The sequence below is a fragment of the Flavobacterium sufflavum genome (genome assembly GCF_004016525.1).
Lineage (GTDB): Bacteria > Bacteroidota > Bacteroidia > Flavobacteriales > Flavobacteriaceae > Flavobacterium > Flavobacterium sufflavum.
In genome coordinates this window covers 114542-137156 of record NZ_SACJ01000009.1, presented here as the reverse complement: position 1 = coordinate 137156, position 22615 = coordinate 114542, and the positions used below count along the sequence as shown (strand labels likewise).

Genomic DNA, 22615 nt, shown 5'->3' with positions numbered 1-22615 from the left:
AGTGTACCACTAACACTTAATGTTTTTTATTAAATTTTGAACAATTAAGTTAAAAATTTGCTCAACTAAAGTTTCTCGAAAAAATAAGACTTATTTCATCTTTAATTTCAATACCACAAATGAATAAGCCGGTAAGCTTACTGAGGCTTTTTTTCCACTTAATTTGTATTCTTTTTCAACAGGAACAATTTTAGTTGGCTCAGCCAATGTATTGTAATCCTCTAAATTTTCATGGGTCAACACAATCATCTTTCCTTTAGAATCGACACTTTGTCCAGATAAATTAACTTCAAGATCCTGAGCTTTGTCAGATGTATTTACCAGTTTTAAAATCAACTCTTTTTTATCTACATCTTTTGCCGCAGTAGCATACAACTCATTTTGTCCCGTTAAGGCTTTTCCATCTTTTGTTATTGACAAAACATCAGTCCCTTTATTGTTTGAGTATAATTTTTGAACATAATAATTAGCTGTTCCGTAAGAGTTTAAATTATCAAACCAAATCATATCAGGAGCCCATTGAAAAGCATCAACATGAGCCATCAAAGGCGCATAAGAAGTCAAATGAACCACATCGGCATTACGCTCCAAACCTGTCATAAATGCCGATTCTGTAAGCGCTGACAACCAGTTATTCTCTTTCAATCCATCTTCTACACCTTTAGGATGCGCCGCATATTCTCCTGCAAAAATCTTAGGTCCTTTTCTGTCGTACTTATCATATCTTGTCGCATTTTCTTTAAACCATTCCGGGTTTTTATAATAATGCTCGTCAATAACATCAGCATTTAACTTTTTAAGTTCATCCCATCCGTAATCGAACATTGCTCCGTCAGGCGAAGGTCCTGCTCCTGAAACAATCGTCATATTAGGATATTTTGCTTTTATAGCTGCTGCAAAAACCTTATATCTCTCAATATATTGTGGCCCCCATTGTTCGTTTCCAACTCCAATAAATTTAAGATTAAACGGTTTTGGGTGTCCCATATCGGATCTTAATTTTCCCCATTTGGTTGTCACGGCTCCATTAGCAAATTCGATCAAATCCAAAGCATCCTGAACATAAGGATCTAATTCTTCCATTGGAACTAATTCACCCGAATTGTACTGACAAGCGATTCCACAACTTAAAATTGGTAATGGCTGTGCTCCTACATCTTCCGCTAGTTGGAAATATTCGAAAAATCCTAAACCAAAAGACTGGAAATAATCTGGTGCCTGTTTGTTTTTAAACTCCACATTCCATCTATTAATCATCGTCTCTCTGTTTTCAACAGCACCAACTGTTTTTTTCCATTGGTATCTGTTTTCCAATGTTTTTCCTTCAACGATACATCCGCCAGGGAATCTGATAAACCCAGGTTTTAAATCATATAATAACTGAACAATATCTTTACGCAAACCATTTTTTCGATTCATCCAGGTTTCTTCAGGAAATAACGAAATCATATCTAAATCGATTGTTCCAGTTCCTTCAAAAGTGATTTTTAATTGTGCTTTTGCTTCAGTTCCTGTAGCAACAATTTGTGCCGAATAGTCTTTCCAGCCAGTAGATGTTGGAACAATAAAAGTCTCTCCCAAAACCTTTTTGTCAGCATCAACAAATTGTACAATTATTTTTTTTATGGCGTTGTTATGATTGGCCGCTTTTAATGAAAGATTGTATTTCGCATCTTTCTTAATTCCCATTCCTCTAAATCCTTCATTTAAAATCTGGTATCCTTTATCATTATTGATAATAATTCTACAAAAATCAGGATTATTAGGATTTTCAGAAGTATGCATTGGAGTTGCAATTCCTGACTCTTTATTAAATGAATGCACATTACTATTAGGCTGCAACCATCCCATAAGCGGAGCATCAAACCCAAAAGTTCTATTCTTAACCATTTCGGCATACAAACCTCCATCGGCGGCAAAATTGATATCTTCGAAAAAGATACCATACATGGTTGGTTGGATTTTAGTAATTGATTTTGTTAAATCTACTTCCAGTTTTGTTTTTTGGGCTGTCGCCAAAAAACTACTAAGTAACAAACCGCAAACGGTACTTTTAGTTATTAAATTTAATTTCATTTTATTCTTTTATTTTGGTTTTAATATTAGCTTTATTTTTAATTATTCTGTGACTATTGGCCACAAATTTTCATCCCACTTTAACTCTTTAACAATTAAAACAGGTTTCCCGTTCTGTTTTACATCGTAGCCATGATAAAAGATATAATCTACTCCATCAAAAGTATAAGCGCTGTTATGCCCTACACCGTAATAATTTTCGCCACCCTGAACCACTAAAGTACCTCCTCCTTCAGTTAATAATTTACCATCTTTATCAATATAAGGCCCTACAATATTTTTTGATCTTCCAATAACTACCTTATAAGTACTTTCTTTTCCTCTACAACATAAATCCCATGATAGGAACTGATAATAATAGCCGTTCTTTTTGAATATAAAAGGAGCTTCTAAGGCTGCATCTCCAGGATTAGCATCGGCTAATTCAAAAGTTCTCTTTCGTTTTGCAATAGTGTGCCACTCCTGAGGCTGCGCAATTGACAATAAATCGGGATTTAATTTTACCATTTTCAGTCCTTCCCAAAAAGAACCGAAAGCTAGCCAAGGCGTGTTATTTTCGTCGAATGTCAAATTAGGGTCTATGGCATTCCATAAATCTCTGTTAGGAACGGATTGAATCACAATTCCGTGATCAACCCATTTGTAGGCAGAATCTTTTGAATCCAAAGTAGTGTTAGTTGCAACCCCGATCGCCGAAGTATTTTTTGCGAAAGCAGAAACCGAATAATACAAATAATAAGTATTGTTGTGAAAGGAAATGTCCGGTGCCCAAATATGATTTTTAAAATCAGCCGCAACAGAATCAGCCCAAACAGGTTTTTCTTTAAATATTGCCGGCTCTTTATTCCATTTTTTTAAATCTTTTGAACTAAAAACACTAATTCCGCGACCCGTACAGTACAAATAGTAGGTGTCTTTTTGTTTAATCATCACCGGATCGTGAACGCTAATATCCTGAGCCGAAGAAAAGCAGCAGACCAACAACGTCAGTAACAAGAATGGGTTTTGTATGTTTTTGTTCAATTTCATTTTGGTTTATTTTTGAATTCCTTCTGATGTCATAATTACTCGTTTCATAGTTCCATCTTCATTATAAAAAAGACGATCTACACAAACTGATCTTCTGAAACTTCCTCCCTCAGTAGGAATAACACCATTGTGATAAATAAAATAGGACTTTCCTTTAAAGTCAATTATCGCCTGATGATTGGTATTCGAATTTCCGGCCACCTCATTTAAAATTCCTTTGTATTCCCAAGAACCTGTGATTGATTTACTCATGGCATAGGCGATTTTTTCAGGAAACTGATATGCATAAGATAAATAATACCATCCTTTTCGTTTATGAATCCAAGGTGCTTCGGTAAAATTAGGCAAATCTATGGTTTGCATTGGGCCGTCCATTTCAATCATGTTTTCTTTTAATTTCACATAATTACAAACGGTATTTCCCCAAAAAAGATAAGCCTGACCGTCATCATCAATAATAACAGATGGATCAATATCGTCCCAGCTGATTTTAGTTTTGGTAGTCATATCATTAGTGATTAATGCTTTTCCTAAAGCATCTTTAAAAGGGCCTGTTGGACTATCAGAAACTGCAATTCCAATTGCTTTTCCATGAATTGCTCCATGCGTAATAGCAACATACCAATAAAATTTCCCATTTCTTTCAATGACTTGTCCTGCCCAGGCATCTCCTTTTGCCCAGGTAAAATCAGAAGTTTTTAACGGCACCGGATGTTCCTTCCAATTCACCATATCCGAAGAAGAATACACCAGCCAATCGTTCATTCGATAGGAATTCACTCCTTTTTCCGGAACATCATGTCCTGTATAAAGATATACCTTGTCTTTATAAACTAAAGCTGCCGGATCGGCGGTATATTTATCGGTAATGATAGGGTTATTCATTTTCAGCGATGGCTGATTTCCGGTAGAAGCAGATTCTTTTACAGCAGCTGTTTTACAGGAAACAACTGCTGATAAAAGTATCGCACTACATACTATTGTTGTGATTTTCATTCTGATTATTATTTTCCTTCTAACATTACAACTGAAAATGCAGGGATAGTGATTTCTAATTTTCCTTTAGCATTTTTAAAACCTTTGAATTCTTTAGGTTCAATTGCATTTGGTTTATCAAATGAATTATAATCCTGTAATTTTTTAGAAGTCAAAATCGTAGCTGTAACATTTTTCAAACCCAATTCAGCCAAATCAATTTCGATTTTATTCTCTTTCTTAGCATCAACATTTACTAATGAAACATGCACTAAACCGCTTTTATCCTTTGAAGCAGAAGCTGAAATAGCAGGAAGACTTTTTCCTTCAAATGTATATAATGGCGAAGTGAAATTTACAGGCAACAACTCAGCATCCTGATGTACACGATACATTTTCATAATGTGGTATGTTGGCGTCAAAATCATTTTTGCCTTATCAGTCAAAATAACCGCTTGCAATACATTAACACATTGTGCTAAGTTAGCCATACGTATTCTATCGGCATGGTTATTAAAGATATTCAATGTAGCACCGGCAATCATAGCATCACGCATCGTGTTTTGTTGGTACAAAAATCCAGGATTACTTCCTTTTTCTACTTCATACCAGCCTCCCCATTCGTCTACAGCCATAGTTACTTTTTTAGCAGGATCATATTTATCCATAATAGCAGCATGCTTCGTAACCAATTCTTCCATTTTCAAAGCCGATTTCATGGTTTCAAAATACTGGTTTTCATTATAATCTACCGCATCCCCTTTTTTGTTCCAATTAATCACTGCATAATGATGCACCCCAAGTGCTCCCAACATATTATTTGGAATGTTTTTCATCAAAACCTCTGTCCAATTATAATCGCTTCCGTTAGCTCCTGAAGCAATTCGAGTTAAGCCACCTGTATTTTCCCAATCCGACATAAATGTGGCATATTTTCTATACTCGCCAGCATAATATTCTGGAGTCATATTTCCTCCACATCCCCATGCTTCATTTCCAACACCCCAAAATTTCACTTTCCATGGTTCGATTCTTCCGTTTTTCTTACGCAAATCACTCATTGGACTTTTCCCTGCAAAGTTCACATACTGAACCCAGTCAGCCAATTCCTGAACCGTTCCACTTCCAATATTACCAGCCAAATAAGGTTCTGCTCCCAAGACTTCGCATAAATTTAAAAAATCGTGAGTCCCAAAGCTGTTATCTTCAGTAGTTCCACCCCACCATTGATTTACAATTGTAGGTCTGTTTTCTTTTAATCCAATACCATCTTTCCAATGATAGGTATCGGCAAAACAACCTCCAGGCCATCTTAAATTTGGTATTTTTAATTCTTTTAAAGCTGCAATAATATCATTTCGAACTCCATTTGTATTTGGAATTTTAGATGTATCGCCTACAAAAAAACCTCCGTAGATACATCTCCCCAAATGTTCTGCAAAGTGACCATAAATATTTTTATTGATAGTAGTAGGTTTTTCGGCCTTTTTAATACTAAGTACCGTAGTTTCTTTTTGTGAAAAAATTAGTTGACTACAAAAAGTAAAAGCCAACAATAAGAACAGATTTTTTTTCATTCTAGTTACATTTTTTTATTGGTTATAAGTGTATGTTTAACATTTGTAAATATAGATAAAATAAAAGCATAAAAACAAACTTATAAATCAAATAAAGTCAGCTTATTTTTTAACAAAAACCCTCTCTTGAATTGAAAGGGCTCTTTGTTTTTAATCTACTTTTTTACCCCAAACCGGTTTACCATCTGAAGTTAGACCTGAATAAGAAATGGTGACTTTTCGGGTGCTTCTTTCCCAGTCCCAAGCATCACTAACTTTGCATTTTATACCATTTACAGTTAGTGTTTTGTTAGTGCTGTCATACGCCCAAGTTCCAGTAACTCCACCACTTACTTTCTTGTCAGCAGTCAAATATATTGTAGTTGATTTTTGAATGGTTGCATACTGATAGTTCATTGTAATTTGTTCCCAAGTCCCTATGAATGAAGCTTCAGTAATTGTTGTGGTCGGAACTGCGGCATAACGCTCTGGATCAACAACAGGCCAGCCGTCTTCTGTCCATTTTATGGCGCGAACATGCCCCATCATAATAGCATTGGAAACATTGATTCCCGGAACACCTACCGGTAAACGGGCTTGTGAAGAATAAAACCATTGTTTGGTATCCGGGTTTTGAAACACGGCACAGTGAGAAAATCCAACCCAACCTGTGTGTGAATTGAAAGCGTATGGATGTGTCAGCATAGGCCAACAATCGGCTCCAGTAGTAACATTGGCTCCATTGATACCTAAATATGGACCTGTAATGCTTCTGGAACGACAAACTCTTGTATTGTATGGAACGTCAAGACCATCATAAGCCAAGAAAAGATAATAATATTGAGTGTCCGGATTGTATATAATCTCAGGTCCTTCAGAAGCTTGCCAACGGCTAGTAGTGCTACGACTGGCAATGCGAGTCCCATAATCACTCAAGGTTTTGAGTTGATCCGGTTTTCCTGTTGTTGGATTCAGTTTCAAAGCCGCAATCCCCGAATGCCAAGAACCGTAAATTAAATATTGCTCGCCTTGAGGAGTTTCGATAAAACTAGGATCAATGGCATTAAATTTGAAATAAGCATCTTCCCAATTTCTGGTACCTGTAAAAGAATAAGGTTTTAACCCATCCGGTTCTGAGCAAACTACCATTCCTTTATCAACCCAGACATTAGATGCTAAGTCATCTGTTTCAGCCAAACCAATAAAAGCTCTTTCTGACCATGAATAAGTAAAATCAGTTCCTACTATAGGATTATCAACTACAATGCTGTAATACATTCGATATTTGTTACCTACTTTACGAACACATGGTGCCCAATATCCATAATTAGGATTGGTGATGGCTGGTAATGCAGGTGTCATTCGGGCTCTTTTGTTATTCAAGGAATCTTTTACCCAAGCTGGTGCCGTGGTCATTGAAGAACCTATAAATTCCCAATTCACAAGGTCTTTGGAGCGTCTGCACATAAAATGTCCGTGCCCGTCATGTGCGTTTCCATAAGAAGCATCGGTTTGATACATATAATAATAATCACCACATTTTTCAACAGAAGGATCGTGTACATTGGCTAAATTCCATTGCGAACGACTATCCCAAGAAGCTATAGAAGTGTAATTATCCGGATAAGTAGGTCCTGCAAATGTAGGAGTAACAACAGGCGGTATAACTACTGGAGGATCTGTTGCATCATCTGTAGCGTCTTCTTTTGAACAACTTACTGCAGCAAGTACAAATAAAAAAAGCCCAAAATAAGAAGCTATTTTTAAAATGGAATTTGAGTTTTTCATTTTTTTCTTTTTATTTCCCTCTAAAACTATTACAGAGAAAGGAGGAATTGTAATTTCTAATTTTCATTTGTCATTTTTAAAGCTTTAAAATGCTTTTTAAACTATAATACCCTAATGGTAAGCTTGTAAAAAGCTTACCATTATGATATTAAAAACATAATTAACTAACTATTTAAAAAAAAAATTAATAACCATCGTTTTGAATTGTTCCAGGGTTATTGTCCATTTCTAATTGTGGGATTGGAAAAAACTCTCTTCCTGCAGCATAGGAATTAAATTCAACATCTCTTGATTTTAACCATGCTAATTTCACGGGGTCTTGTAACCAACCCCATCGGCGGATGTCATCAAAACGGTGTCCTTCCAGTGGGAACTCCAGGAATCTCTCATGACCAATTTGGTCTCTCATAGTCGCTTGAGTTAACCCTGGTTTTACAATAGCTAAATTTGGTAAACCTACACGAGTTCTAACCATTTGAATGTAAGTATAAGCTCCTGGAGTATCACCTGTTTCGTTTAAACATTCAGCGTACATTAACAATATATCAGCATAACGTAATAAACGTTCGTTTATACCAGAACGCCAATCGAATTCGTTAGCATAAGCCCCATCTGAATTTTCATATTTTCTACAAAATAAATCATTTAAATCTGCTGAATTTCCTGAATAAACAGTAGCGAAATTTTGCCCATAAAGCTGCATTCCTCCAGGTTTATTGTAGAACATTGTAGCATCTAAACGTGGATCTACTGTATTTGCAGTCGTTTTTTCTTGTTGAAATTCGTTATATAAAGTCCAAGTAGGTTGTACGTCTGTCCATCCAAAAGCTCTAGGCCCATAAGTAATAGCCCTGGCAGATGTTTTTCCCCATCCCGAAGCAGGAGCACCACCCCAACCTAAATCAACACCGCCTGCAGATCTACTGAATTGTACTTCAAATAGTGATTCTGAATTGTTTTCGTTAGTGTCAGTAAAGTTATCACGGTAATTAGATACTAAAGAGTAAACTCCTAAATCGATTACTTGTTTAAATGCTATTTTTGCATTTGGAAAATCTTTAGTAAATAAATAAGCTTTCCCTAAATATCCTAAAGCCGCTCCTTTTGTAGCACGTCCTTTTTGACCTGCATCTAAACCTGAAACAGTAGTATAAGATGTAGGTAATAATTCAGCTGCCTTTTTAAAATCGGCAATTACTTGTGCCCATCCTTCTTCGTTGGTTTTTTGAGGATAAAAAGCTGCGATTTCAGTTGGTACCGGTACTTTCTTAAACATGTTAACTGCGTGAAACAAGTACAATCCTCTTAAAAAATAAGCCTGACCTAAAATTCTGTTTTTAAGAGCTGCATCAGTCATATTAATACTCGGAACATTGGTCAAAACTTGATTGGCGCGGTAAATCCCTTGATAGTAAGTTTCAAAAGCCCAACCATAAATGGCAGAATTTGATACATTCGAATTGAAACGACCTACATTGTACATCGCATCCCATGGGCTGTTACTTCTACAATCATCTCCTTTTAAGTCTAATAATAAAGGAGTACTTCTCATGTAAGTACCATCTGTTAGTAAACTACCGTAGGCAGCATTTACACCTTCTATAGCGTCTTGGTCATTTTTCCAGAATGAATCTGCAGCATCATTGTTTGGGTCAACTTGAATTAAATCTTCATCGTTAACACAGCTTGTTGTTATGATAAGCAGTGAAAAGAAACCAGCTAAATAATTATATATTTTATATTTCATTTTGATTCGTTTTTAATGGTTTGCTAATTTTAAAAATTTACTTCAAGTCCTAAAGAAACAGTTCTAGGATTTGGGAAAGAGCCTCCGTCATATCCTCTTGAGAAAGATCCGTCGTTGCTGTTAAAATCAGGGTCGCCTCCACGGTATTTAGTAATTGTCCATAGATTTTGTCCATTTACAAACACTTTTGCTTTTTGAATAAAACTGTTTGTTGGTATTGGAAGTTGATATCCAATTTCCATAGTTTGCAATTTTATATAGTCTCCTTTTTCAATAAATCTATTAGAATCTCTTCCATTGGCATTTGGATCACCAATGATTGGTCGAGGTACATCTGTATTGGTATTTGTTGGTGTCCAATAATTAAGCATATCAGTATGATGATTGCCATATTGTCCTGCCATTAAGTTACGATAGATACTGTTAAAGACTTTGTTTCCACCAGCACCTTGCCAAAACATAGAGAAATCCCAATTTTTGTATGTACTACTAAAGTTGAACCCATAGCTGTATTTAGGGATTGTTTTTCCTTGATAGGTTCTATCAAGATCACTAATCATTCCGTCTCCATTAATATCTTTGAATTTAATGTCTCCCACTCCTGCGTTAGTTTGTGTTGGAGCAGCAGCAATTTCGGCAGCACTTTGAAAAATTCCATCTGTTTCGTATGCGTAAATTTCACCCATAGATCGTCCCACTTCTGTTTTTGAAGCAGCACCATAGATTGGATTCCCATTGATACCAATTTGCAATACTTCGTTTTTTAAAGTTCCTAAATTGGCAGAGATGCTGTATTTGAATGCATGATTATTGTTGTTATAAGTTGCTGCGAATTCTAAACCTTTATTTCTCATAGCACCAGCATTTGTTGTAATACTTGCCGGGAATGCACCAGTAGAGTATGGCAACGGAACTCCAATTAAAAGATTTGTCGAATTTTTCACAAAATACTCAGCTGTAAACTGTAAATCATTGTCAAATAATCCAAGTTCAACAGCTACATCAGTAGTTTTTACATCTTCCCATTTTACATTTGGATCTAGAGAAGCAACAACAGTTGTACCTGGAGCCAATGCATTATTGAAATCATATCCCGCAAAACTATTGATTGTTGTAGCGAAGAAATACGGAGCAATAGTGTTATTCCCTAATTTACCATAACTAGCTCTCAATTTGACATTGCTTACCCATTCCGGCAAGTGAATGAATTTTTCGTTGCTTAATTTCCATGCTCCTGAAAAAGAGTAAGCATTAGTAGAATTGAAATTTTCACTAAAAAGAGATGATTTGTCTTGTCTAAAGTTGGCTTGAAACAGATAACGGTCATCATAAGAATAATTAATACGGCTTATATATGATTTACCAGTTATAGTTACATTACTTTCTCCCGTACTAGTATCATCAGCATATTGTAGTTTACTTATTTCGCCATAATCATAACCTACCCCTCTTGACCAGTGATTGAATGAATCGCTGCGTTCTTGTACATAACCAGCCAACACATCGAATTTATGTTTATTGATTTCTAATCCATAAGTCAATATGTTGTTAAAGAATGTTTTGTCTGTACTTCCTGTTGAAACATCTAGAGAAGCTTCTTCTTTTGTAGTAATATAATACCATCCCAAATCACTTTGCGGAACGTACTTTCTGTTTTCATAATCCAATCGGTCAAAACTGGCGTCAATTTTATATTTTAAACCTTTTACAATTTCATATTCTCCCCATACATCTCCAATAAAACGGTTTCTTTGCCCCTTGTTTTCGATTAAGTTATTGAATCCAATAACGTTAAGCGAAATAGCTCTTTGTGTTAAGTTGGTTGTACCACCATAACCACCTAATCGGTTCGCATCATATACTGGCATTGTAGGTACCGCTCCAACTAAAGCTCCAATTGCAGTTTCACCAACATAACTATTAAAATTTTCTTTGTCAGATTGAGTATATCCGATTTTTGTACCGTATTTGAATTTCCCTTTTTTACCATTCAAATTCAAATTCATAGACAATCTTTCATAATCCTGAGGAGATTTGATATAGCTACTATTTTTGAAATAATCCATATTCAGATTGTAAGCCAAAGCTTCAGCACCTCCATTGAAGGCTAAGGAATGATTTTCAATAACTCCTGTTTTATAAGCTTCTGCCTGCCAATTTGTGTCAACATTAGTAATGTAACTACTGCTAGTTGGGTCGTTACCCGGAGCTATTGTTAATCCTGCATTTTTTTCAGCAGCACTTGTAATAGTCTGATAACCTACTCTATCTGTTACATCCCAAGTTCTAGCCACATTTTGAAAACCTACAAGCGATTTATATTTAATGTCCAGTTTTCCTGTTTTTCCTTTTTTAGTAGTAATAATTACTACCCCATTAGCACCACGAACACCATAAATAGCTGCTGAAGACGCATCTTTCAAAACCTGCATCGACTCAACATCGCCAGGAGCAAAATCAAACGGTGCATCCACAATCATTCCGTCAATTACAAAAAGAGGGTTATTGTTACTAAAAGAATTTAGTCCTCTAATTTTAATATTAACAAATCCGCCTGGTTCGCCAGAAGATTGTACGGTAACACCTGGTGCTTGACCTTGTAGCATTTTGGCAACATCATAAGTAACTGTTTTTTTTGCACTTTCCATGTTTACAACAGCAACAGATCCAGAAAGATCCGATTTTTTTTGTGTACCGTATCCAATTACTACAACTTCATCCAACTTAGCGTAATCATCTAAAAGTTTAACTATAATATTAGTTTGATTTCCAACTTTAATTTCCTGATTTACATAGCCAATATAAGAAATTACAAGTACTGAATTTGGCCCGGCTACATCTATAGAGAATCTTCCATCAAAATCAGTTTGTACACCTATTGCAGTACCTTTTACCAGAATATTCACTCCCGGCAGGGGTGCACCATCTGAATTATTTATAATTCCTGAAACCTTTATTTTCTGTTGTACCTTTTCTTCTGGTTTAACTTTGGTTATTACAATTTTATTCTTTCCAATAAGTTCAAAATTAAAACCTTCACTGGCTAGGTTTTCATTTAGCAACTTATCAGCACTAATTGTCCCTTTTTTAAGTTTTATTTTTGGAACATCTTTAAACATATCTTCCTGATAGATAAATGTAAAATCAGTTTGCTCCCTTAAAAGGTCAAAAACCTCATCAATAGTTACAATCTTATCTTTATCTACAACAATTTTTACATTTTGCGTAAAAACTTTACTTGAAGAAAAACTAAAAGCAGTCGTACAAAAAAGTAATATAAAAGCTTTCATACTGGTTAGTAAAAATTTTCTCTTAAAAAAGAAAAAATGGTTAGTAAATTCAATTTTCATATATTTGTGTTTATTGGTTAAATATTAATTAATAATCTCATGAGGGGATAAAGTAGCGTACTGTCCAGGTATTACTTTATTCCCCTTTTTTTCTTATCTTATTATAATTTTCTGGTCTTTTATCTCATATTCATTTATAAAGTTAGTTTTCTTAATTATTGATAGGATTTCTTTTATATTATCGTTTTTGCTAAGTACTCCATTGAATTTAACTTTTTCAAGTTCTGTATTTCTAAACACCACTTCAACATCATACCATCGCGACATAACAGTCATAATTTCTTTTAATGTTTTGCTCTTAAAACTAAAAATTCCTTTTGTCCACAAGACTTCGTTATAAGCATCAATTGGATTAATAGTTATATTTCCATTTTTAAGATTGATAATAGATTGCTGATTAGGAGTTATATATTTTTTCGAACTAAAACCACTCACGGTCACTTTTCCTTCAACTAAAGTGGTATATATTTTATCTTCATCTTTATAGGCTTTTATATTAAACTCCGTTCCCAAAACCTCTACTTCCTGATTTTTATTTAATACTTTAAACTTAGCCCCTTTATGTTCTGTACTTGGTGATACATCAAAAAAAGCTTCCCCATAAATTAATTCTACTTCACGTGGTTGGCCTTCTACAAAAGCTACCGGGAATTTTAGCTTAGACTCCGAATTCAACCAAACTTTTGTTCCATCAGCTAATTTCACCTGAAATTGCCCTCCTCTTGGTATTGTTAAATAATTATATGCCAATCCTGATTTTGCATTATTATTATCATAAACTAATTCTTTTCCATTGCTGGTCACATTGTCTTTTTCATAAGTTTTATCTTTTTCCAACGCTACAACCGATCCATCTTCAAGAGTTAATATTGCCTTATCAGTTCCTGCTTTAATAGTATTGTTTACTATTTTCACAGGTGTCGCAATAGATTTATCAACTAAACTTGTTCTGTAGAAATAAGTTGTTGTTACTATTCCTAAAACCACAGCTGCTGCTGAGTAGTAAATGATTTTACGTAACTTTTTAAGCTTTATTTCTTTCTTTTCTTTAGCAAATGCTTCTGATAGCTTGCTCTTTATTTTATTAGAATCAAATTCCTTCATATTATATTCGATTGCATAATTAATTTTTACATACAGATTAAATAACTCTTTATTATTTGAGTCCTGTATCCATATTTCTAACTCACTCAACTCAGAAGCTGAAGCCTGATTTGTTAAAAATTTAGCTATTATATTTTCAATCTTAGCGCTTATCATCTCAATACTATTTTCTATTAATACGTTTGAATTTTACACTACCCTAACTTTTTTATATTTTTTTTTATACATTGCACAAAAATTAAGCTAATTATTTCCACTTCACACAATGCTAGAGGCTTATTCTGACAACATCCAACTTATTCATGCTTTAAAAACGGGAGAACCAAAGGCTTATACTTATCTGGTAAATACTTATCATCATAAGCTGTGTGTTTATGCCTATAGTTTTACTCACGATCATAATTTATCCGAAGACATTGTACAGAATGTATTTATGCGTATCTGGAACAAACGAAAAAACTTAAAAGAAGACTTTGTAATGATTAGTTTTCTATATAAATCTGTTTATAATGAATTTATTGATCAGTATCGTAGCCAAAAAACCGTTTATCCTCTGGAAAAAAAATATATTGATGCCCTTAATACTATTGTAGAAAATGAGGAAGAACATTCTCTTGAGCGTATCATAAAATTGGTGAAACGAGAAATTCAAAATCTCCCTCCTAAATGTAAGGAAATCTTTTTATTAAGCAAAGAAGAAGGACTCACTAATATAGAAATAGCTGAGTATAAGAATGTTTCTATTAAATCAGTTGAAGCCCATATAAGCAAAGCTTATTCCATATTACGTAATTCCCTTGGAGAAAACACAAACATTTATTTATTTTTAATGTTTGGATAATTCTTGTCAAAATTCGGCTGATTTATCCCTAAAAATATAATTTTTCCAATCTCGTCTTAATCTTTTATCAATATTGAACCTTATATATTCTTAGAGAAATTCCAGGCTTTCTTTAAAAAGTTTACTAATAAGTATTCATTCTACACTAATTAATTATGAAACTTTTCTGGAAGTAGCTATATTTACTGCAAAATAGATGACAAAGATGTTAAATAATTATAATTCCGAAGACAAAGTTTTATTATCAGTCGATTGTATCATCTTTGGATTTGACAATGAAGGCTTAAAAATTTTATTAATCAAAAGAGGCTTTGAACCAGAAAAAGGAAAATGGTCTCTAATGGGCGGATTTCTTAAAAAGGATGAATCTCTAAATAAAGCAGCCATACGGGTTCTTAATTTTTACACAGGACTACAAGACATCTACATGGAACAATTCTATGCTTATAGTGAAGTAGATCGTGACCCTGTTGAAAGAACCATTTCTGTTGCCTATTATGCATTAATCAACATTGAAAACCACAATGCCGAATTAATAAAAAACTATGAAGCTCAATGGTTTAGTATTTCAAAAATGCCAAAATTAATTTTTGACCATAATGAAATGGTTTCTCATGCAATGAGAAGATTGAGATACAGAACATCAACAAAACCTGTAGGCTTCGAACTTTTACCTGAAAAATTCACCATGCGTCAATTACTGGAATTATATGAAGCAATTCTTGACAAAAAACTGGATAAACGAAATTTTATCAGTAAAATCAATTCCTTGGATATTCTGGTAAAATTAAATGAAAAAGACATGTTGTCTTCCAGAAAAGGCTCTTATCTGTATAAATTTGATAAAGAAAAATACGATGCTAAATTGTTGAATCATTTTGTTTTAAATCTATAATTCAAGCGTATTTATTTAAAAAAAAAAATCATAAAAAAACCGTTCTGATAACTATCGGAACGGTTTTTTCTTGTTTTTAGTTTGAGTTTAGTACTACAAAATGTAATCGGTATTAATAAAGTTTGATTCTTTACTATTCAATAATTCTTGTAATATTTCGTTATTGTAAGCATTGTCTTTAGAAGCCACAAAGGTTCTAATAGAGAATGAACGTAAGGCGTCAAAAACACTTAATGTACCTACAGCAGAGTCTTTACGTCCTGTAAACGGATACACGTCAGGTCCACGTTGGCATGAGCTGTTCAGGTTTACTCTACATACTAAATTCACTAAAGCATCAATAAGTGGTGCAATCGTTTTAATATTTTTACCAAATAAACTTACCTGTTGACCATAGTTAGATTCAGCCATATCATTCAAAGGCTCTTGGATATCTTTGAAAGTCATAATTGGCACCACTGGTCCAAATTGCTCTTCGTGATACACTCTCATTTCTTTATTCACAGGGAATAAAACTGCAGGAAAAATATAGTTAGCCGAATGCTGTCCTCCTTTTGAATTTAAAATTTTAGCACCTTTAGCAGTAGCATCATCAATTAAACCCTGAATATAAGCTGGTTTTTCAGTTTCTGGAAGTGGAGTCAATGAAACTGATTTCTCCCAAGGATTTCCAAAAACAAGTTCATCTACTTTTTGAGAGAATCTTTTATTAAACTCTTCTGCAATCGATTCATGAACATATAAAACTTTCAAAGCAGTACAACGTTGACCGTTAAAAGATAAAGTCCCTGTAATACATTCTGAAATAGCCAAATCTAAATCGGCATCCGGTAAAATAATTGCCGGGTTTTTAGCTTCTAATCCTAAAACTAAACGCAATCTGTTTTTATTTGGATGTTGATCTTGCAATGCAATTGCCGATTTACTGTTACCAATTAAAGCCAGAATATCTACTTTCCCCGATTTCATGATTGGAGAAGCAATCTCTCTTCCTCTACCGTAAACAATATTGATAACACCTTTTGGAAAACTACTTCTAAAAGCTTCTAACAATGGTGAAATCAACAATACTCCGTTTTTAGCAGGTTTGAAAATCACAGGATTCCCCATAATCAAAGCAGGAATCAATAATGAAAATGTTTCATTCAAAGGATAATTGTATGGTCCTAAGCACAAAACAACTCCAATTGGTCCTCTACGAACCATTGCATTTACTCCCTGACTTTTAGTAAAATGAGCATTACTTCTATCTAATTGTTTGTAATGTTCAATAGTATCGTAAATATAATCTACCGTTCTGTCGAATTCTTTTTCCGAGTCACCTAAAGTTTTCCCAATTTCCCACATCAATAATTTAACCACTTCAGCACGGGTAGTTTTCATTTGAGAAACGAAATTCTCCATGCATTTGATTCGGTCAACTACTTTCATCGTAGGCCATAAACCCTGACCATTATTATAAGCTAAACTTGCCGAATTAACAACCTCTGCCGCTTCTTCCTCACCCATAAAAGGAATTGTCCCTAACAAAGTAGGAGCATATTCTTCGGTAGAAGAAATAGTAGAAAAAACCTCAGTTGTTTTACCTGTCCATTTTTTCAACTCTCCATCAACTAAATAAGTATCCTGGTGTAATAATGTTTTTATCTTAAACTCTTCTGGAATTGAATTCATCTAGTTTTAATATTTTAGTTAGTGTTAATAAATGTATTAGTGATTAAGGAGCAACTACTTCTCCATCCCAATCTAACATACCTCCCAATAAGTTATAGGCATTTTCAATTCCTAATTCATTCATAATTTCGCAAGCTTTTGCGCTTCTAGCACCAGAACGACAATAGACATAGTAATTTTTACTTTTATCTAATTTCTCTATTTCAGAAATAAAACCTTGACCTTTATGAATATCAATATTGATAGCATTAGGAATAATCCCTTCGTCACATTCGTCTTCTGTTCTTACATCTAAAATTACTGCATTCTCATCTGCTTCGAGCTGAGCAATCCAATCTTCTTGTGTTAAATTCATAATAATGTTGTGTTTTTTGTAAAAATACGATGTTTTTATAAAAAAATGGAACTCCAAATTTGATTTAGGGAATAATTTAAAGAAAACGTTTGAGTAAGATTACAATAATCAACAAATTTTACAATCACTTAATGTTTTGTTAAAAAAAAACGCATTATTCCTATTAGAAATGCAATATCTGCAATTTAGTATTTCCTGATTCAGCATATAATTCTTAGCAAAACAGTCAATAACTGTCACGAAATTTTAATTACTTTTACCAAAGTCTTAGAATTTTACCCAAAAAATCGATATATTAATAAGATTTAGCCTTAAAACTTACAACCATGTCAGAAGAAACAATTGTACTAAAAAATACCTTTCCTAATTTCTCTAATGAACTCATTCAGGAAATTGAAGCCAATTCCAGTTTTCAGTCCTTTAAAGCGGGCGAAGTTATTATGCGTACTGGCCAATACATTAAAAGCACTATTTTATTACTTAAAGGTCAATTAAAAATATACCGTGAAGGCGAAGATGGTGAAGAATTTCTAATGTATTATTTACAACCGGGACAAGCCTGTGCTATTTCGTTAATTTGTTCGACAAAAAACCAAACGAGCCAAATTACCGCTAAAGTAGTTGAAGATGTTGAAGCAGTAAGTATTCCAATTGCCTTAATGGATAAATGGATGATGAATCACCGTTCCTGGTACGAATTTGTAATTTACACCTACCGAACCCGATTTGAAGAAGTCCTGGAAGTTATCGATAATATTGCTTTTAGAGCCATGGACGAACGACTGGAATTCTATTTAAAACGCCACGCCAAAGCTTGTGATTGCAAAGAAATCAACTTATCGCATCAGGAAATTGCTCTCGAATTAAATACGTCCAGAGAAGTGGTTTCGCGTTTATTAAAAAAAATGGAACAACGTGGTTTAGTAAACTTACACCGAAACCAAATTGAATTATTAATGTAATTTTTGCCCGTGTGACAAATGTTACTGTGGCTGGCCGAAATACTCCCAACCTTTGTAAAAAAAATTACAAATGGAATATATCGGTTATTTTGCTTCAATTATTATTGGGCTTTCCTTGGGATTAATTGGCAGTGGCGGCTCTATACTTACCATCCCTATTTTAGTTTACTTATTCAAAGTCAATCCTGAACTTGCTACAACTTATTCCTTGTTTATTGTGGGAGCAACTGCCTTGTATGGCGGTTACAGCCACTACAAACTGGGAAATCTAAAATTAAAAACAGCCTTATACTTTGCCGTCCCATCGGTGATTTCCATATTAATTATTAGAGAAGTTATCTTTCCACAAATTGCCTCTACCCTATTTACAATTGCCTCTTATGCAGTTTCCAAAGATTTATTAATCATGATTGTTTTTGCTATTCTGATGATTAGCGCTTCAATATCAATGATAAAAAAGAATAAAACTGAAATCACAAACCATAAGACTAACTATAGCCAACTAGCCACTATTGGTTTTCTGGTAGGAATCGTAACAGGATTTCTGGGTGCCGGAGGTGGATTTTTAATCATTCCCGCTTTGCTGTTTTTTGCCAATTTACCAATGAAACAAGCCGTGGGAACTTCGTTATTGATCATTTTCATTAACTCGGCTATAGGTTTTACTGGCGATTTGTACCTCAACACTCCTATCGATTATGGCTTTCTACTATTGATTTCCACCATGGCATTTCTGGGAATGTTTATTGGAATCCTGCTATCAAAAAGAATAGACGGACGAAAACTGAAACCTATTTTTGGATGGTTTGTATTGGTAATGGGGGTTTATATAATTGTTAAAGAAGTTTTGCTGTGATGTTTTAACCACAAAGTTTTTTTTAACCGCTAAGAACACTAAGGTTTCGCAAAGAATAGGTCTTAAAGTATTTTACTGGTAGATATCAATACTAACTCTGATGCTTACTTTAATTCGAATAATCTATTATTAAAATCTTCTAAAACATATACCTTATCAAATTGTGTTTTCATTTCTAGTATTAAATTTTCATCCATTTCAAATGAACTTTCTCCATTGCTTCCAATTACTAGTAATAACCATTGAATATTTATACCACTTTCTTTATAACTCGAAATTTTTGTCTCTTTCTTTCTAATTGAATTTTCAATAATATCAATATTTACTTGTTTTTGCCACCAAGCTCCCATATTTGCAACTATATTTTTTTTCGAATGTGGTTGTTTATATATTCTTTCTATAATAGGATTCTCTACAAAATGGTCATTTAAGATATATTCTTTAACGACTGTTTTAATAGTTTCTATTAAATATCTCTTTTCATTTAACTTAAAATTCTCATAAGGTTGAATATAACAAGAAGCAAGAAAATTTGGCAATTCAATATCTTTTTGTAACTCAGTTTCTGCTAATAAAAAAATATTTCTAAAAAAACCTTCTCTTTCTTTTGATTTCCCATCAACAACTATTTGATGTTCAATACCTATTCTTTGATTAGCATCAAATAAAATAAAATCCGGTTTTTCAGTAACTTCATCGATCTTTAAATTATCAAAAAACAATAAAAATTTACCAATGTGGCAGATTTCGAGAGTTTTCTGTTGTTTTTTAGAATCATCATTTAGCAATTCTAAATGTTCGTTAATCAACTCTCCCAGCAACTTATAGTTTTCTAAAATAGATTTATTATTTTTTAATATTCTAGTCATGAAAAAACTATTTAATAATTTATAACTATAAACATTTAAATCTTACTATTAACTAACCACTCTTCACTAATTACTAAAAAAAAATCAATGCTCCCCATAACCTACATCATCCATTTTTCCATTAAACACTTTGTATTGAATGATAAAGTAACCAATTACCAAAGCCAATGCAATGGCAAACCAATACACACCCACCGATAAGGCATATTCACCATTGGCAACATTATAAATGGTCAACGAAGGATTGATTTTATTGGTTGATGGCAATACTTCGGGAAAAATAGAAGCTGTTGTTGATGTAAATCCACCAACAAGGAAAAGACTCGAAAATATAAATCCTGTTCCGTCTTTTTGGAATGTTTTCACTTTGAAAAGTCCAAACAAGCCTACAAACGTAATCAGCGGAAAGATAAAAAGGATGGGATTATCAATGAAATTATGAAAAGGTTCTTTCTCAATAATATGCCAAACCGATAACGAAACAATTACCAGCACCAGCAACACAAAATTCATTTTGTAAACCATTTGTTTTAATTGGCTATTCAACGACGAATTGGTTTTATAAATAATCCAATTGGCACCATGAATCATCAAAGCCACCACACTTACCACCCCCAGAAAAAGTGTAAACCAGTCGATAATTCCAAGTTCGGTAGCTTCTGGACTGAAACTAGGATTCCACAATGGCAGAAAGAAAAAATGCGGTTCCTGAGTCGAAACTCCATTGACTACCATTCCAAGATTCACCCCACGAACTACGTTTCCTAATGCCATTCCGAAAAATAAGGCTAATAATAGACTGGCAATCCCGAAGGCTTTATCCCAAACCGCTTCCCACATATGATTGTGAATTTGCCCACGCAATTCTAATCCTATTGCTCTAAAAATAAGCAACCACAAAATCATCATCAACGGCAAATAAAATCCGCTAAATGAAGCCGCATACAAGGTAGGAAAAGCATAAAACAAAACACCACCTGCAGCAATCAGCCATACTTCATTGGCATCCCAAAAAGGCCCAATAGCATTCGTAATTGCTTTTTTATCTTTCTCTGTTTTGGCAAAAAACAAATGAATAATTCCTGCTCCAAAATCATAACCATCCAACACCAAATAGGTTGCCAAAATGCCAATTAATACCACATACCAAAAGAATTCCATACTCTATTTTTTTACTGGTTCCGGACCATTATAAATTATTTTCCCAACTAAAATCGCAAACAACATTCCCAGCAAGGCATACAAACCTACAAATCCCATCAGGGTAAATAAGGTATTTCCGGAGGAAACCGTAGGTGAAGCCCCATCGGCAGTGCGCAATAAATCATACACTAACCAAGGTTGACGCCCTAATTCGGCCGTGTACCAGCCAGTAATATTAGCGATATAAGGAAATGGCATTAGAAACATAAAAGCCCACAACAGCCATTTGGTTTGAAACAATTGCTTTCGGGTCAATTGAAAAGCGGCCAATACCATCACGCCAATAAAAAGCGTTCCTAAGCCCACCATGATATGGTAAGCATAATACAATCCCGAAATATTAGTAGGGTGTTTGTCTACAGTAAACTGGTCTAATCCTTTCACTTCGGTATCCCAATTGCCATAGGTTAAAAAACTCAACACATTAGGCACCGCAATTTTATTATCCAGTTTTTTGTCTTTTACGTCAGGTTGCCCAATAAGGACAATTTCAGCTCCTTTTTTCTCCGTATGAAAAATTCCTTCCATAGCCGCAAAAGTTACCGGCTGGTGTTTCACCACGTTTTTAGCCAATAAATCTCCTGTTGGCATAGCAACAATGATACTCGAAATCAATCCAAAAACAACTCCTGTTTTCAAAAACAATTTTCCGTAAGAAACATTTTTGTTTAACAAAATATAAAAAGCCCCAATCCCGGCTACTACAAAAGAACTCGTAACCATAGAAGCCGCCTGATTGTGCAAATACGAAGGCCACAACCACACATTGGTAAACAAAGCCGAGAAATTATTGAGTACAAATTTTCCGTTTTCCAATACTTCGTAACCCACAGGATTTTGCATCCAGGAATGCGTAGCAATAATCAAAAATCCACTGGCCCAGGACCCCAAACAAATCAACAATCCGGTTACAAAATGCCATCGATGTCCAAGGATTTTTTCGCCAAATAAAAACATTCCTAAAAAAGAAGATTCTAAAAAGAAAGAAAACATGCCTTCCATGGCCAGGGTTTGCCCAATAATGCCACCTGTCAGCTCCGAAAATTTAGCCCAATTGGTTCCAAACTGAAATTCCATTGGGATTCCCGTCACTACACCCATTGAAAAATTGAGTGCAAAAATTCGCATCCAAAAATGTGTGGCTTTATTGTAATGGGGATCATTTGTTTTTAAGAATTTCCATTTGAAATAAACAATGATTAACGAAAGTCCCATTGTTAATTGTGGAAATAAGTAATGAAAAGTAATCGTAAATGCAAATTGCATTCGGTCATAAAAGAGCATTTCTTCCATAGGAGGTAATTTGTTTATGAAGTACCACAAATTTACCCTTTA

Annotated in this window: 17 protein-coding genes; 4 read left to right on the top strand and 13 right to left on the bottom strand. The window is 34.2% G+C overall.

Annotated features, from left to right (window positions below; genetic code table 11):
- Positions 1-90: 90 nt before the first annotated feature.
- From EOD40_RS13880 to EOD40_RS13845, 8 genes are all read right to left on the bottom strand, one after another.
- Entirely contained in the window at positions 91-2076 is a 1986-nt protein-coding gene (locus EOD40_RS13880; RefSeq protein WP_128196536.1) for an alpha-L-arabinofuranosidase C-terminal domain-containing protein, read from the bottom strand.
- A 42-nt stretch (positions 2077-2118) separates the two neighbouring features.
- A complete protein-coding gene (locus tag EOD40_RS13875) occupies positions 2119-3105 on the bottom strand; it encodes an arabinan endo-1,5-alpha-L-arabinosidase (RefSeq protein ID WP_128196535.1) in 987 nt (328 codons plus the stop codon).
- Between the two features lie 6 nt (positions 3106-3111).
- Positions 3112-4101, bottom strand: coding sequence for a glycoside hydrolase family 43 protein (locus tag EOD40_RS13870; RefSeq protein ID WP_128196533.1), 990 nt, complete (start codon positions 4099-4101; stop codon positions 3112-3114).
- 8 nt (positions 4102-4109) lie between these two features.
- Positions 4110-5657, bottom strand: a complete 1548-nt coding sequence (locus tag EOD40_RS13865) for an alpha-N-arabinofuranosidase (RefSeq protein WP_128196531.1) — start codon at positions 5655-5657, stop codon at positions 4110-4112.
- 150 nt (positions 5658-5807) lie between these two features.
- Positions 5808-7424: an arabinan endo-1,5-alpha-L-arabinosidase gene (locus EOD40_RS13860; protein ID WP_128196530.1), complete on the bottom strand. Its 1617-nt coding sequence runs from the start codon at positions 7422-7424 to the stop codon at positions 5808-5810.
- 184 nt (positions 7425-7608) lie between these two features.
- Positions 7609-9171 carry a RagB/SusD family nutrient uptake outer membrane protein gene (locus EOD40_RS13855; protein WP_128196528.1) on the bottom strand — a complete coding sequence of 521 codons (1563 nt, stop codon included), beginning with the start codon at positions 9169-9171 and terminating at the stop codon, positions 7609-7611.
- A 29-nt stretch (positions 9172-9200) separates the two neighbouring features.
- Positions 9201-12461 carry a SusC/RagA family TonB-linked outer membrane protein gene (locus EOD40_RS13850; RefSeq protein WP_164905485.1) on the bottom strand — a complete coding sequence of 1087 codons (3261 nt, stop codon included), beginning with the start codon at positions 12459-12461 and terminating at the stop codon, positions 9201-9203.
- 153 nt (positions 12462-12614) lie between these two features.
- Positions 12615-13781: a FecR family protein gene (locus EOD40_RS13845; protein WP_128196524.1), complete on the bottom strand. Its 1167-nt coding sequence runs from the start codon at positions 13779-13781 to the stop codon at positions 12615-12617.
- Between the two features lie 109 nt (positions 13782-13890).
- On the opposite strand from EOD40_RS13845, the gene EOD40_RS13840 reads away from it, so the two are divergent.
- Positions 13891-14466: an RNA polymerase sigma factor gene (locus EOD40_RS13840; protein ID WP_128196522.1), complete on the top strand. Its 576-nt coding sequence runs from the start codon at positions 13891-13893 to the stop codon at positions 14464-14466.
- A gap of 205 nt (positions 14467-14671) precedes the next feature.
- Positions 14672-15361, top strand: a complete 690-nt coding sequence (locus EOD40_RS13835; protein WP_128196552.1) for an NUDIX hydrolase — start codon at positions 14672-14674, stop codon at positions 15359-15361.
- Between the two features lie 93 nt (positions 15362-15454).
- On the opposite strand, the gene EOD40_RS13830 is transcribed toward EOD40_RS13835, so the two are convergent.
- Together EOD40_RS13830 and EOD40_RS13825 are read right to left on the bottom strand one after the other, a co-directional pair.
- Positions 15455-17035 (bottom strand): NADP-dependent glyceraldehyde-3-phosphate dehydrogenase, encoded by a 1581-nt coding sequence (locus EOD40_RS13830; protein ID WP_128196520.1) that lies wholly within the window; start codon positions 17033-17035, stop codon positions 15455-15457.
- Positions 17036-17078: 43 nt separating this feature from the next.
- Entirely contained in the window at positions 17079-17390 is a 312-nt protein-coding gene (locus EOD40_RS13825; protein ID WP_128196550.1) for a rhodanese-like domain-containing protein, read from the bottom strand.
- A 326-nt stretch (positions 17391-17716) separates the two neighbouring features.
- On the opposite strand from EOD40_RS13825, the gene EOD40_RS13820 reads away from it, so the two are divergent.
- Positions 17717-18352, top strand: a complete 636-nt coding sequence (locus EOD40_RS13820; RefSeq protein ID WP_128196518.1) for a Crp/Fnr family transcriptional regulator — start codon at positions 17717-17719, stop codon at positions 18350-18352.
- Between the two features lie 70 nt (positions 18353-18422).
- Positions 18423-19208 carry a sulfite exporter TauE/SafE family protein gene (locus EOD40_RS13815; RefSeq protein WP_128196517.1) on the top strand — a complete coding sequence of 262 codons (786 nt, stop codon included), beginning with the start codon at positions 18423-18425 and terminating at the stop codon, positions 19206-19208.
- Between the two features lie 104 nt (positions 19209-19312).
- On the opposite strand, the gene EOD40_RS13810 is transcribed toward EOD40_RS13815, so the two are convergent.
- The 3 genes from EOD40_RS13810 to EOD40_RS13800 form a co-directional block, all read right to left on the bottom strand.
- Entirely contained in the window at positions 19313-20077 is a 765-nt protein-coding gene (locus EOD40_RS13810; protein ID WP_128196515.1) for a hypothetical protein, read from the bottom strand.
- An 84-nt stretch (positions 20078-20161) separates the two neighbouring features.
- Positions 20162-21238, bottom strand: coding sequence for a cytochrome d ubiquinol oxidase subunit II (cydB, locus tag EOD40_RS13805; RefSeq protein ID WP_128196514.1), 1077 nt, complete (start codon positions 21236-21238; stop codon positions 20162-20164).
- Between the two features lie 3 nt (positions 21239-21241).
- On the bottom strand, positions 21242-22573 hold the full coding sequence (locus EOD40_RS13800; protein WP_128196512.1) for a cytochrome ubiquinol oxidase subunit I: 1332 nt from the start codon (positions 22571-22573) through the stop codon (positions 21242-21244).
- Positions 22574-22615: the final 42 nt, after the last annotated feature.

Coding starts and splice junctions, on each gene's coding strand:
- EOD40_RS13880 (WP_128196536.1), bottom strand. CDS start 2,076: ATGAAATTAAATTTAATAACTAAAAGTACCGTTTGCGGTTTGTTACTT.
- EOD40_RS13875 (WP_128196535.1), bottom strand. CDS start 3,105: ATGAAATTGAACAAAAACATACAAAACCCATTCTTGTTACTGACGTTG.
- EOD40_RS13870 (WP_128196533.1), bottom strand. CDS start 4,101: ATGAAAATCACAACAATAGTATGTAGTGCGATACTTTTATCAGCAGTT.
- EOD40_RS13865 (WP_128196531.1), bottom strand. CDS start 5,657: ATGAAAAAAAATCTGTTCTTATTGTTGGCTTTTACTTTTTGTAGTCAA.
- EOD40_RS13860 (WP_128196530.1), bottom strand. CDS start 7,424: ATGAAAAACTCAAATTCCATTTTAAAAATAGCTTCTTATTTTGGGCTT.
- EOD40_RS13855 (WP_128196528.1), bottom strand. CDS start 9,171: ATGAAATATAAAATATATAATTATTTAGCTGGTTTCTTTTCACTGCTT.
- EOD40_RS13850 (WP_164905485.1), bottom strand. CDS start 12,461: ATGAAAGCTTTTATATTACTTTTTTGTACGACTGCTTTTAGTTTTTCT.
- EOD40_RS13845 (WP_128196524.1), bottom strand. CDS start 13,781: ATGATAAGCGCTAAGATTGAAAATATAATAGCTAAATTTTTAACAAAT.
- EOD40_RS13840 (WP_128196522.1), top strand. CDS start 13,891: ATGCTAGAGGCTTATTCTGACAACATCCAACTTATTCATGCTTTAAAA.
- EOD40_RS13835 (WP_128196552.1), top strand. CDS start 14,672: ATGTTAAATAATTATAATTCCGAAGACAAAGTTTTATTATCAGTCGAT.
- EOD40_RS13830 (WP_128196520.1), bottom strand. CDS start 17,035: ATGAATTCAATTCCAGAAGAGTTTAAGATAAAAACATTATTACACCAG.
- EOD40_RS13825 (WP_128196550.1), bottom strand. CDS start 17,390: ATGAATTTAACACAAGAAGATTGGATTGCTCAGCTCGAAGCAGATGAG.
- EOD40_RS13820 (WP_128196518.1), top strand. CDS start 17,717: ATGTCAGAAGAAACAATTGTACTAAAAAATACCTTTCCTAATTTCTCT.
- EOD40_RS13815 (WP_128196517.1), top strand. CDS start 18,423: ATGGAATATATCGGTTATTTTGCTTCAATTATTATTGGGCTTTCCTTG.
- EOD40_RS13810 (WP_128196515.1), bottom strand. CDS start 20,077: ATGACTAGAATATTAAAAAATAATAAATCTATTTTAGAAAACTATAAG.
- cydB (WP_128196514.1), bottom strand. CDS start 21,238: ATGGAATTCTTTTGGTATGTGGTATTAATTGGCATTTTGGCAACCTAT.
- EOD40_RS13800 (WP_128196512.1), bottom strand. CDS start 22,573: ATGGAAGAAATGCTCTTTTATGACCGAATGCAATTTGCATTTACGATT.